General features: G+C 68.5%; 12 protein-coding genes. 2 read left to right on the top strand and 10 right to left on the bottom strand.

From position 1 onward, the window contains the following. Positions 1 to 43: 43 nt before the first annotated feature. From QIT00_RS22505 to clpS, 8 genes are all read right to left on the bottom strand, one after another. On the bottom strand, positions 44 to 994 hold the full coding sequence (locus QIT00_RS22505; protein ID WP_282537158.1) for a PLP-dependent cysteine synthase family protein: 951 nt from the start codon (positions 992 to 994) through the stop codon (positions 44 to 46). Next, positions 994 to 1,272 (bottom strand): MoaD/ThiS family protein, encoded by a 279-nt coding sequence (locus QIT00_RS22500; protein ID WP_282537157.1) that lies wholly within the window; start codon positions 1,270 to 1,272, stop codon positions 994 to 996. Before QIT00_RS22500 ends, QIT00_RS22505 begins: the two co-directional genes overlap by 1 nt. A 112-nt stretch (positions 1,273 to 1,384) precedes the next feature. Further along, positions 1,385 to 1,486 (bottom strand): putative leader peptide, encoded by a 102-nt coding sequence (locus tag QIT00_RS38780; protein ID WP_349017200.1) that lies wholly within the window; start codon positions 1,484 to 1,486, stop codon positions 1,385 to 1,387. Positions 1,487 to 1,662: 176 nt separating this feature from the next. Further along, entirely contained in the window at positions 1,663 to 2,085 is a 423-nt protein-coding gene (locus tag QIT00_RS22495; protein ID WP_282537156.1) for a M67 family metallopeptidase, read from the bottom strand. Positions 2,086 to 2,232: 147 nt separating this feature from the next. Then, a complete protein-coding gene (locus tag QIT00_RS22490) occupies positions 2,233 to 3,702 on the bottom strand; it encodes an amino acid permease (RefSeq protein ID WP_282537155.1) in 1,470 nt (489 codons plus the stop codon). A 406-nt stretch (positions 3,703 to 4,108) separates the two neighbouring features. Then, on the bottom strand, positions 4,109 to 5,641 hold the full coding sequence (locus QIT00_RS22485) for an alanine/glycine:cation symporter family protein (protein ID WP_282537154.1): 1,533 nt from the start codon (positions 5,639 to 5,641) through the stop codon (positions 4,109 to 4,111). Between the two features lie 502 nt (positions 5,642 to 6,143). Further along, positions 6,144 to 6,737, bottom strand: coding sequence for a DUF2017 domain-containing protein (locus QIT00_RS22480; protein ID WP_282537153.1), 594 nt, complete (start codon positions 6,735 to 6,737; stop codon positions 6,144 to 6,146). Further along, a complete protein-coding gene (clpS, locus tag QIT00_RS22475) occupies positions 6,737 to 7,063 on the bottom strand; it encodes an ATP-dependent Clp protease adapter ClpS (protein ID WP_282537152.1) in 327 nt (108 codons plus the stop codon). Before clpS ends, QIT00_RS22480 begins: the two co-directional genes overlap by 1 nt. A gap of 172 nt (positions 7,064 to 7,235) precedes the next feature. Here clpS and QIT00_RS22470 point away from each other — a divergent pair, with 172 nt between their 5' ends. Continuing rightward, entirely contained in the window at positions 7,236 to 8,570 is a 1,335-nt protein-coding gene (locus QIT00_RS22470) for a nicotinate phosphoribosyltransferase (protein ID WP_282537225.1), read from the top strand. Positions 8,571 to 8,729: 159 nt separating this feature from the next. Next, positions 8,730 to 9,317 carry an isochorismatase family protein gene (locus tag QIT00_RS22465; RefSeq protein ID WP_282537151.1) on the top strand — a complete coding sequence of 196 codons (588 nt, stop codon included), beginning with the start codon at positions 8,730 to 8,732 and terminating at the stop codon, positions 9,315 to 9,317. Positions 9,318 to 9,420: 103 nt separating this feature from the next. Here the strand turns inward: QIT00_RS22465 and QIT00_RS22460 are convergent, their stop codons facing one another. Next, entirely contained in the window at positions 9,421 to 9,735 is a 315-nt protein-coding gene (locus QIT00_RS22460) for a hypothetical protein (RefSeq protein WP_282537150.1), read from the bottom strand. Positions 9,736 to 9,881: 146 nt separating this feature from the next. Further along, positions 9,882 to 12,272, bottom strand: a complete 2,391-nt coding sequence (locus QIT00_RS22455; protein ID WP_282537149.1) for an immune inhibitor A domain-containing protein — start codon at positions 12,270 to 12,272, stop codon at positions 9,882 to 9,884. Positions 12,273 to 12,492 lie beyond the last annotated feature (220 nt).

Below are 12,492 nucleotides of genomic sequence, written 5' to 3'. Positions count from 1 at the left end.
GGGCGGATCCGGGACGACCCGGACCCGCCCGGCACTCAGAACCTCACGCCCACAGCTGGCCGTGCAGGGCCTCGACCGCGGCTTCCGTCGACTCGGCGGTGTAGATGCCGGTCGACAGGTACTTCCAGCCGCCGTCGGCGACGACGAACACGACGTCCGCCTGCTCCCCCGCGGTCTGCGCCTTGCGGGCGACGCCGATGGCCGCGTGCAGGGCCGCGCCGGTGGAGACGCCCGCGAAGATGCCTTCCTGCTGCAGGAGTTCACGTGTACGGGTCACCGCGTCCTGCGAGCCGACGGAGAACCGGGAGGTGAGGACCGACTCGTCGTAGAGCTCGGGGACGAAGCCCTCGTCGAGGTTGCGCAGGCCGTAGACCAGGTCGTCGTAGCGCGGTTCGGCGGCCACGATCTTGATGTCCGGCTTCTGCTCGCGGAGGTAGCGGCCGACGCCCATGAGGGTGCCGGTGGTGCCAAGGCCCGCCACGAAGTGGGTGATGGAGGGCAGGTCGGCGAAGATCTCGGGGCCCGTGCCGGCGTAGTGGGCGCCCGCGTTGTCCGGGTTGCCGTACTGGTAGAGCATCACCCAGTCCGGGTGCTCGGCGGAGAGCTCCTTGGCGACGCGTACGGCCGTGTTGGAGCCGCCCGCCGCGGGGCTGGAGATGATCTCCGCGCCCCACATGGCGAGCAGTTCGCGGCGCTCGGACGAGGTGTTCTCGGGCATGACGCAGACGATGCGGTAGCCCTTGAGCTTGGCCGCCATCGCGAGCGAGATGCCGGTGTTGCCGCTGGTGGGCTCCAGGATCGTGCAGCCGGGCGTCAACCGGCCGTTCTTCTCGGCCTGTTCGATCATGTGGAGCGCGGGGCGGTCCTTGATCGAGCCGGTCGGGTTGCGGTCCTCCAGCTTGGCCCAGATGCGGACGTCGTCGGAGGGCGAGAGCCGCGGCAGCCGTACGAGCGGGGTGTTGCCGACGGCGGCCAGGGGCGAGTCGTACCGCATCAGTGGCTTCCGCCGGCCACGGCCGGGAGGATCGTGATGCTGTCGCCGTCGGCGAGCTTGGTGGAGATGCCGTCCAGGAAGCGGACGTCCTCGTCGTTCAGGTACACGTTCACGAAGCGGCGCAGCTGGCCCTCGTCCACCAGGCGGGCCTGGATGCCCGAGTGGCGGGACTCGAGGTCGGTGAAGAGCTCGGCGAGGGTGTCCCCGCTGCCCTCGACGGCCTTCGAGCCGTCGGTGTACTGGCGGAGGATGGTGGGGATGCGGACCTCGATGGCCATGGCTGGGGCTCCTGTCGAAGGAAGTCAGGTCGGTGGGCGCGCGGCAGTACGCGCAAGAGCGGTGGTGGTGCGCTTCGGAGCGCCGCGGCCCGCGGCCGTGCGGCGGCAGGGTTCAGCGTGGACAGATGGCGCTGTTGAGCCTGCACAGGTCGACGTGAAGGCGCGCCACGAGCAGCATGCCCGGCGTCTTGTCACTCACGTCGTGGAAAACCATGCGGTCATCGTATCGATTCCCGGTCCGGGTTCTGGAATGTGATCTCGGATACTGGACGATTCTCGTTCACCACTCGGACAGCGTCGGGTGCCACGAGGGGCCCATGCGGGACCGTTCACGGCCCTGCAACCCCTGTGACCACGAAAGAAGCCGCACAGAAGCCGTACAGAAGCCGGTCAGTACGCCTCGACGACCTTGACCTCCTCCTCGCTGACTTCGCCGTCCACGATCCGGTACGAGCGGAACTGGAAGTCGCCGAGACCGTCGGCGTCGGCCGTCGAGACCAGGACGTAGTGGGCGCCGGGCTCGTTCGCGTACGAGATGTCGGTGCGGGAGGGGTAGGCCTCGGTGGCGGTGTGCGAGTGGTAGATGACGACGGGCTCCTCGTCCCGGTCGTCCATCTCGCGGTACAGCTTCAGCAGGTCGCCCGAGTCGAACTCGTAGAAGGTGGGCGAGCGGGCCGCGTTGAGCATCGGGATGAAGCGCTCGGGCCGGCCCTCGCCGACCGGGCCGGCGACCACGCCGCACGCCTCGTCGGGGTGGTCCTCGCGCGCGTGGGCGACGATCTGGTCGTGCAGGGCCTGGGTGATGGTCAGCATGCGCATGAGGATAGGCAGATGGGCCGCGGATCCGAGATCCACGGCCCATCTGGTGAGACGACCACTGAGACGAAGCTGAGATGAAGAGACGGCGGCTGAGACGGCGGCCGAAGGCGGCTGAGACGGCCGCCGGGCCGTCCGGCCGGTTCAGCTCTTGCTGTCCTCCAGGGCCGGGGCGGCCGCGCGCTTGCGGCGCTGGATGGCGAGGTAGCCGACGCCGAGGACGAGCGCCCAGACCGGGGCCGCGTAGAGCGAGATCCGGGCGTCCTTGTCGATGCCCATGAGCACGATGACCAGGCCGATGAAGGCCAGGGCGAACATGCTCGTGTACGGGGCGCCGGGGGCCTTGAAGCTGGACTGCGGGAGCTCGCCGCGGTCGGCCTTGCGGCGGTACTTGATCTGGCTGATCAGGATCATGATCCAGGCCCACATGCCGGAGATCGTGGCGAAGGAGACGACGTAGTTGAACGCCTCGCCCGGGTCCACGTAGTTGATCCAGACGCCGACCAGCATCAGCGTGGCCGAGAAGCTCGTGCCGACGAGCGGGAGGCCGTTTTTGGTCAGCTTGGTGAAGACCCTCGGCCCCTGGCCGTTGAGGGCGAGCTGGCGCAGCATGCGGCCGGTGGAGTACATGCCCGAGTTGCAGGAGGAGAGCGCGGCGGTGAGGACCACGAAGTTCACGATCGCGGCGCCGACGCCGAGGCCCATCTTCTCGAAGGCGGCCACGAACGGGCTGACGCCGGGCTGGAAATGCGACCACGGCACGACCGAGAGGATCATGATCAGGGCGCCGATGTAGAAGACGGCGATGCGCCACGGCACGGTGTTGATGGCCTTCGGCAGGACCTTCTTCGGGTCCTTCGACTCGCCCGCGGTGACGCCGACCAGCTCGACGGCGAGGAAGGCGAACATGACCATCTGCAGGGTCATGAGGGTGGAGCCGATGCCGTTGGGGAAGAAGCCGCCCTGGTTCCAGAGCATGCCGACGGAGGCGGTGTCGGCGGCGTCGGAGAAGCCGATGGTGAGGATGCCGGCGCAGATGAGGATCATGCCGATGATCGCGGTGACCTTGATCATCGAGAACCAGAACTCCAGCTCTCCGAAGAGCTTCACGGAGATCAGGTTCGCGCCGAACAGGATGACGGTGAATATCAGGGCGAACACCCACTGCGGCTGATCGAGCCAGCCGTCGGCGTTCCTCGTCCAGAACTGCATGTACTGGGCGGCGGCGGTGACCTCGGTCATGCCGGTGATGACCCAGAACAGCCAGTACGTCCAGCCGGTCACGAAGCCGGCGAAGGGGCCGATGAACTCCCGGGCGTACTCCGAGAAGGAGCCCGCGACCGGGCGGTACATGAGGAGCTCGCCGAGCGCCCGCATGATGAAGAAGATGACCAGGCCCGCGATGGCGTACGCGAGGATCAGGCTCGGGCCCGCCTTGTGGATGCCCTTGCCCGCGCCGAGGAACAGGCCGGTGCCGATGGCACCGCCGATCGCGATCATCTGGATCTGCCGGGCTCCGAGCCCGCGCTGGTATCCCTCGCCGCCCTCGGGCGACTCGTCGCCGTGCACGGCCTCATTGCCGTCGTGCTCTTTGTCGACCTGCACCGAGGTCATGATGTGCGCCTTTCTCCATCGATCCGTGCCGTACGTCGTACTGGCCCGGATCGGGTCCCGATCCCCCCGGATGTGGCTGGAGCTGTGCCTATCGGCGTTCGGCCGACGGGGCGCCCTCGCGGCGCATGGGTGGCGCACCGCGAGCGATCGTGAAGATTTACCACGTCGAACGACGACCTCCGTATCGCTCTAAGTGACCGACGCCACAGGCATTACGGGGCATAGCGCCCTTGCGGCGGCAATACCGGCCAGGCGCTTAACGGGATCGTTATCCGGTCTTGAGGGTCCGTTGAGCGAACACTTCTCGACGCGGCGGACGAGGCGGGAGAGGGCGGACATGCGACATGCGTACGGGCCCGCGCCCACCGCGAGCGGTGAGTGCGGGCCCGTACAAGGCGCGGGCAGGTCAGGGCTTCAGCGCGGCGGCCTCGGCGTCGACCTCGGGCTCCGGCTCCTCGATCCCGGCCTTGCGGCGCTTCACGTACTCCAGGAAGGAGTTCAGCTCCCGCTTGACCACGGGGACCAGGAGGTAGAGGCCGATGATGTTGAAGACGGCCAGCATGAACAGGACCGCGTCGGCCATGTCGATCAGCGCCTGCAGGGTGAGCAGCGCACCGGCCATCGTGAACAGGGTGTAGAGCACCTTGTAAGTGATCTCGCTGGCCCGGCTGCGCCCGAAGAGGTACGTCCACGCCTTGAGTCCGTAGTAGCCCCAGGTGAGCACGGTCGAGATGGCGAAGAGCAGCACCGCGAGCGTCAGGACGTACGGGAACCAGGGCAGTACGGTCGCGAAGGCGTCGGAGGTGATGGTGACGCCCTCGGCCTCCTCGTTGCCGACCTTCCAGCTGTCCGGTCGGGCGATGACGATGGTCAGGGCGGTCATGGTGCACACGACGACCGTGTCGATGAACGGTTCGAGGAGCGCCACCAGGCCCTCGCTCGCGGGGTGCTTGGTCTTCACCGCGGAGTGCGCGATGGGCGCGGAGCCGAGACCGGCCTCGTTGGAGAACGCGGCCCGCTTGAAGCCGACGATCAGGGCGCCGATCACACCACCGGCGACACCCTGGGGGTTGAAGGCGCCCTCGATGATCTCCGCGACGGCGGTCGGCACGGCGGAGACGTTGACCAGGATCACGACGAGGCAGGCCACGATGTAGAGCCCTGCCATGGCGGGGACCAGACGGCTGGTGACGGCGGCGATGGAGCGGATGCCGCCGAGCAGCACTATGCCGACGAGCGCGGCGATCAGGAGACCGAAGAACAGCGCGCCCGTGGAGGAGCCGAGGGCCCCGCTCTCGCCGCCGGTCACGGAGACCAGCTGGGCGTAGCCCTGGTTGACCTGGAAGAGGTTGCCGCCGAAGAGGCCGAAGAACAGGATGCCGAGCGAGGCGAGCACGGCGAGCACCTTGCCGAGCGCCTTGCCGCCGCGGCCGAACCGCTCGGCGAGCCCCTTGGGCAGGTAGTGCATCGGGCCGCCGGAGACGGTGCCGTCGGCGTGCACCTCGCGGTACTTCACGCCGAGGGTGACCTCGACGAACTTGGTGGCCATGCCGAGCAGACCGCAGAGGATCATCCAGAACGTGGCGCCCGCGCCGCCGATGCTGACGGCCACGGCGACACCGGCGATGTTGCCGAGGCCGACGGTGCCGGAGACGGCCGCGGTCAGCGCCTGGAAGTGGTTGACCTCACCGGCCGACCCCGCCTCGTCGTACTTCCCGCGCACCACGTCGACGGCGAGTCTGAACTTGCGCAGCTGTACGAAGCCGAACCAGGTGGTGAAGACCAGTCCGGCGACGACCAACCAGGCCACGATGAGCGGCAGTTCGGTGCCGCCCACCGGGACGGAGTAGAAGACGACCTCGCCCAGCCAGGCGGCTACGGGCTCGAAGAATCCGCTGACAGCCTTGTCGACGGATTCGGTCATGGAATCGAGTGACATGCGATACCTCGATGGCGCGGGCTGCTGCACGACAGAAGGGGCAGCAGGGCAGGAGTGCGGGCTTGAGCGAACGCCGTTGTCCGATCGGCGACTTGGGACGTGCCTGATCCGGACCGGAGCAGGTGGTGCCTGGGTCGTGCTCACGCCGCACGCATGCGCGGGGGCATGCGGCGTACGCGTTACGTGCGTCATGCGTTACTGGCGGTGCGCCAGCTCTTCGGTCCGGCCAGGGGTGGGGCCGAAAGGAAGTTGCGAATTCCTACCACGACTTGACGAGGTCTTTACGTGACGCACGTCACGCCCCAAAACGGGAAAAGACCCCCACCAGCCAGGGATGGGGGCACGCGTGACGGGATCGTTATTCGGACATCGCGTCCGGTAATCGATGCATCACCGCCAGCGATACGGGACGTACCCTCCCGGAACCTGCCGGGTCCGCCCGTTTCGCCGCGAGATCAGTGCATCTGCCATGTATGTCGGGGCGTCGCCCTGAGTCAGGACTTCAGGGCATCAGCGTCTCGACGAGCGTCTCCTGCAGCCCGCCGAGCCAGAGGTACGCCATCACCATCGGCTTGCGCGGATCGGTGTCCGGCAGCTGGTACAGCAGGTCCGTGTCCTCCTCGGCGATCACGTCGAGGCGGGCGGCAAGCGCGAGCCGCAGGTCGTTGAGCGAGCCGAGCCACTGCCGGGACTCGTCGGCCGACAGCTTCAGCACGGCGCCGCGCTCGCCGCCGACGGTGAGCGCGTCGAGGGAGCGCACCACCGCGAGGGCGTTCTCCCGCTTGCCCGCACGCAGGTCGTTCTCGGTGAAACGCCTGAACTCGGCGGAGTACTCCTTGTGTTGGTCGTCCGGGACGGACTCCGGGTCGCCGTACGCGTCGGGGAACAGGCGCTGCAGGACCGGGTCGGTCGGGGGTTCGCTCGGCCCCTCGGCGAAGAGGTCGGCGAGCGGGTCCCCCTCGCCGTCGGCGCCGCCGGGGCCCGGCCCGATCAGTTCGAGCAGCTGCACGGCGAGCGAGCGCAGGATGGAGATCTCGACCTCGTCGAGCGCGACGGCCGCGCCGCCGCCCGGGATCGGTTCGAAGTGGCCGGCCATCAGGTGCGGTCCTGACTCATCGTCGCCCACAGTCCGTAGCCGTGCATGGCCTGGACGTCGCGCTCCATCTCCTCGCGGGTGCCGCTGGAGACCACGGCGCGGCCCTTGTGGTGGACGTCGAGCATCAGTTTGTGCGCCTTGTCCTTCGAATAGCCGAAGTACGTCTGGAAGACATACGTCACGTAGCTCATGAGGTTCACGGGGTCGTTGTGGACGATCGTGACCCAGGGGACGTCGGGTTCCGCGACAGCGGAGACCTCCTCCGCCGATTCGGGGCGCTGGACCTCTACGGGAGACACATCAGGAGCCACACTCACCTGCCCCATGCTGCCACTTGGGCCCCCTCCCCGCACAAACGGCTCTGCCCTGGAGGGGTTACGGCACGGCGCGGCGGGGCCTGCGTCACCATCGGACGCCAGAAATCGTCAGAGTGACGAAATAGGGGTAGCATCCAGGTCCATGAACAGTGGGGCTACGGATGGTGGGGCCATGAACGCCATGAATTCTGCGGACCTCGGGCTGCCCGTGGACGTGCCGTCCACGGCGCTCTTCACGGACCACTACGAGCTGACGATGCTGCAGGCCGCCCTCAGGGCGGGCACGGCCGAGCGGCGCTCCGTCTTCGAGGTGTTCACGCGCAGACTCCCCGAGGGCCGCCGGTACGGGGTCGTCGCGGGTACCGGGCGCGTCCTGGACGCGGTGGAGAACTTCCGCTTCGACGAGGGCGTGCTCCGCTTCCTGCGCGAGCGCCGGGTCGTGGACGAGCCCACCCTGGAGTGGCTCGCGAACTACCGCTTCCAGGGCGACATCTGGGGCTACCCGGAAGGCGAGGTCTACTTCCCGGGCTCGCCGATCCTGCGGGTCGAGGGCTCCTTCGCGGAGTGCGTGCTCCTGGAGACCGTGATCCTGTCGATCCTCAACCACGACTCGGCGATCGCGGCGGCCGCCTCCCGGATGTCCGCCGCCGCGGGCGGGCGCGGCCTGATCGAGATGGGCGCCCGCCGCACCCACGAGCTGGCCGCGGTGGCCGCGTCCAGGGCCGCGTACGTCGGCGGCTTCGAGGCCACCTCGGACCTGGCCGCGGGATTCCGCTACGACATCCCGACCGTCGGCACCTCCGCGCACGCCTTCACGCTGCTCCACGACAGCGAGCGGGACGCCTTCACCGCCCAGGTGGACACGCTCGGCCGGGGCACGACCCTGCTCGTCGACACGTACGACGTCACCGAGGCGGTCCGCCTCGCCGTCGAGGTGGCCGGGCCCGAGCTCGGCGCCGTCCGGATCGACTCCGGCGACCTGCTGCTGGTCGCGCACCGGGTACGGCAGCAGCTGGACGAGCTCGGCGCCACGCACACCAAGATCGTGGTCACCTCCGACCTGGACGAGTACGCCATCGCCTCGCTCGGCGCCGCGCCCGTGGACGCGTACGGCGTGGGCACGCAGCTGGTCACCGGCTCCGGGCACCCGACCTGCTCGATGGTCTACAAACTGGTGGCGCGGGCCAGGTCCGCCGACCCGAAGGCGCCGCTCGAACCGGTCGCGAAGAAGTCGCTCGGGTCCAAGGCCTCGCGCGGCGGCCGCAAGTGGGCCGCGCGCCGCCTCGACGAGGACGGCGTCGCCGAGGCCGAGGTCGTCGGCACCGGGCCGATCCCCGCCGAGCTCGCCGACCGGCAGCTGCTCGTCGAGCTGGTCAAGGGCGGTGCGGTGGTGGCCCGCGAGCCGCTGGACGCGGTACGGGCCCGGCACAAGGCCGCCCGCGACCTGCTGCCGCTCTCGGCGACCCAGCTGTCGCGCGGCGAGGCGGTCATCCCCACGGAGCACGTCTCGCCCTGAGCGCCCGCATGAACCCCCAGAGAAGGGGAATGCAAGGGCCGTCCCCCCAGAACCATCCGAAGTACCGCAGAACCTGAGAACCCGAGAACCCGAGAACCCGAGAACCCGAGAACCCGAAGAATCCGAAGAACCCGAAGAATCCAGCCGAAGGACACCATCATGCGCCGCGCCCTGATTGTCGTGGATGTGCAGAACGACTTCTGCGAGGGCGGCAGCCTCGCGGTCGCCGGGGGCGCGGACGTCGCCGCGGCGGTCACGGATCTGATCGGCCAGGCGGCCGGTGCGGGCTACCAGCACGTGGTCGCCACCCGTGACCACCACATCGCCCCCGGCGACCACTTCTCCGACCACCCGGACTTCGCGCAGAGCTGGCCCGCGCACTGCGTGGCCGGCACCGAGGGCGTCGGCTTCCACCCGAACTTCGCCCCCGCGGTCGCCTCCGGGGCGGTCGACGCGGTCTTCGACAAGGGCGCGTACACGGCGGCGTACAGCGGCTTCGAGGGGGCCGACGAGAACGGGACCCCGCTCGCGCGGTGGCTGCGGTTGCGGGAGGTGACGGAGGTCGATGTGGTGGGGATCGCTACGGATCACTGCGTGCGGGCCACCGCGCTGGACGCTGCCCGCGAGGGGTTCCGTACGAAGGTCCTCCTGGACCTGACCGCGGGGGTCGCCGAGGCGAGTACGGAGCGGGCGCTGGGGGAGCTGCGCGAGGCGGGCGTGGAGCTGGCGGGCAAGCCGGTGGTTTGATCCCCTCCCCGCCCCTTCCCGAAAGCTTGCAGCGGCTGTCGTTCGGCTGACCCGCCGTCGTGGCTGGTCGCGCAGTTCCCCGCGCCCCTTTCGGGGCAGGGAATCAAGCCGCCCGCGCCCCCCGAAGCAGTGCCCGGATCGGATGCCACAGCTCATCCGCCTCATCCGGCGCCGTGCGCCATATCAGGCCGTCCGGGTGGTGCAGGACCGCCGTCACCTCGTCCGGCGTCGGCGGAGCCGTCTGGCCCCGCAGATACACCGCACGCAACCCCAGATTGCGGAGCCTGGTCAGGGCCCGCGCCCGGTTCGCGGCGTGCACGAGGACCCGTACGTGCCCCTGCTCGCCCAGTGGGCTCGGCAGGGTCAGGGCCACTACGACGCTGCCTCCCGGCAGCTTGCTGAAGCCTCCTCCAGCCATCACATCACACCCCCGTGAGACGTTGCGTAGGTCGTTGCGTAGGTCATTGCGTCAATAAGGAAGTCGCTGGACGCACCTAAACACGATCGGCCGTGACCCCGCTAGAGGGTCACGGCCGATACGTATCTGACCTGCGAAAATACGGCTCAGCTCTGCTGGGGGCCGACCTGGACCGTGATCGTCTCGCCGCTCTTCGGCTCCTTCACGATCGCGATCCGAGTGTTGGTGTCAGTTACCTTCACGCTTCCCGTGGGGTTCGCCGGGTCGTAGTACGAGACCCAGTGACCGTCGTCGAAGACGGAGACCCCGGCGCGCGCGGGGATCCTCTTCGCGACGCCGTCCTTGTGCAGCGTGAGGGCGTCCGTGCGGTACCGGCTGAAGCTGGAGTCGAAGGACTGGATGCGGTTGCGCATCAGCGTCCCGTCACCCCACTTCTCCGCCTTCGGGTGCGCGTCGACGGGCAGGAGCAGGCCCTTGCCGGGGTGCACACCGGTGTTGTTGTCCGCCTGCGAGGTGTCCCACTGCCAGATCATCAGGCCGTTCTGGTACGGGAAGTGCTCGACCCAGTTCTCCCGCGTCTTGGCCCAACCGAAGTTGTACGGGCCGGACTTGAGGGTCTTGTCGTACGACACGTACTGGCGGTTCTCGGCGATGTAGTACTGCGGGTAGTCCTTGGTGAAGGACTCGCCGATGCGGTCGAAGCCCTTCTTCGTCCAGCCGTTGTCGTCGCCCTCGGCGTCGTCCGAGAACAGCTTCTCGCCGTCCGCGGTCACCGAAATGCCGTCCGCCGCGAAGCCCTTGAGGGACGTGCCGCCGTCGGTCTGGTAGCGGAAGCGGAGGTCGATCTTCTTGCCCGCGTACGCGTCGAGCGGGAAGTTCAGCTTCTTGTAGCCGTCCGAACTGCCGGTCAGGGCGGGCTTGTCGCCGCCGTCGCGCGGGATCGGCTTGCCGTCGGCGGTGCCGTCGACCGGGGTGTAGCTCGCGCCGCCGTCCGTGGAGACCTCGGCGTAGGCGTAGTCGTAGTTCGCCTCGATGTCCCACCAGCCCGAAAGGTCCAGGGAGGCCTTGGACTTGCCGGTCAGGTCGACCGTACGGGTCAGGGTGTTCTTGAGGTCGTCGCCCTGGCCGCTCCACCACTGCTTGGTGCCGTCGGCCGGCTTGGTGATGGTGGTCGTGACGGCCTTCGTCGGCAGTTCGACGACGAGGGCCTGCTTGTTCCTGGTGTTGTACTCGGCGTAGCCCAGCTTGTGCGTCGACTTGGTGCCGGCCTTCGCCGTGTCGTAGTCCAGCCAGCCCAGTTGCAGCTTGTCCCAGGCGGTCATGTCGCCGGGCAGGTCGCCGATGCTGTCCTTGCCGCGGCCGAGCCACGAGCCGGAGGACATGAGCGACCAGTAGGACGTGGAGTTCTCGCCCTTGCCGGAGGTGTCGTAGAGGTCGGGCAGGCCGAGGTCGTGGCCGTACTCGTGGGCGAAGACGCCGAGTCCGCCGTTCTCCGGCTGCATCGTGTAGTCGCCGACCCAGATGCCGGTGTCGCCGATCTCGGTGCCGCCCGACTTGTTCTCGGCCGGTCCGGTCTTGCCGGCGTCGGTGCCGTACGCGTACCAGCGGTGCGCCCAGATGGCGTTCTCGCCCTCGACGCCGCCGCCCGCGGACTCGTCCTCGCCCGCGTGCACGATCTGGAAGTGGTCGATGTAGCCGTCGGCCTCGTTGAAGTTGCCGTCGGCGTCGAAGTCGTAGCGGTCCCACTCGTCGTACTTGGCGAGCTGGGCCTTGATCTCGGCGTCGGTCTTCCCGGCGGCCTTCTGGTCGGCGGTCCACTGGTTGACGCCGTCGCGCACCGCGTCCCAGACGTTGGCGCAGTTGGTGTCGCCGCAGTAGTTGGAGCCGTAACGGGCCTCGTTCCAGTCGACCTTGACCCAGTCGGAGACCTCGCCGTCGACCGAGTAGCGGCCCGAGGACTGCTTCTCGAAGTACTTCTTCACGGACTGCTTCTTCTTGTCCTTCGAGAAGTACAGGTCCTGGAAGTGCTCGCGGTTGTAATCCGCCTGCCAGGCCGTGGAGTTGTCGTCCTCGCGGTCCGGCTCGGCGATCTTGTTGTGCAGCGGTCCCGGTTTGCCGCCGTACTTCTTGACCGGCTTCTCGGGCCCGTCCGGGCCGTCCGGGTCGTACATCGTGGTGTCGTCGACCTTGTCGCCGAACTCGACCAGGATCGTGAAGATCTTGTCGGTCTTCTCCCGGCCGAGCTCCACGTACTTGCCGTCGTCCAGCTTCACCACGTTCGAGGCGCCGCGCTTGGTCGCCTTGGCCTCGCCGGATATGAGCTGGTTCAGCGCGTCCTCACGCTGCTGCTCCTGGCGTTCGCTGTACGGGCCCTCCAGGTCGTGCTCGTCCCGCTCGCCGTGGCCCGCGTGGCCGTCGCCGGGCGCCGGGTCGTGGCGCTCGACTCCGGCCGCCGACCGGCGCCCCGTGTCGTCGTCGGCCTGGGCGATGCTGTACGCCGACGCCGTCGCGCCGACCGCCGCGAGCGCCGTCACCACGGCGGCAGCGCGAAACGTCCGGCGTCTGCCGGACCTGGTCCTCTGGATCACTTCGTACTGTCCTCCCCCGCGACCGCGCCTGCGGAGCCTGCGGATGGGGGGTCAAAGGGATCCGGGCGCAGTGCCGCGTCACAAGTGACGCCATTCGACCGGAGTTGCGCGCGAAAAGACAGACCTTGACTTGAACCGGTCAAGTGCGTTAAGCGGTGGCGGAGTTCTG

It is taken from the genome of Streptomyces luteolus (genome assembly GCF_029968015.1).
Taxonomy (GTDB): domain Bacteria; phylum Actinomycetota; class Actinomycetes; order Streptomycetales; family Streptomycetaceae; genus Streptomyces; species Streptomyces luteolus.
Note: the sequence above shows the minus strand (reverse complement) of the source record. Positions and strands in the feature narration are given on the sequence as shown.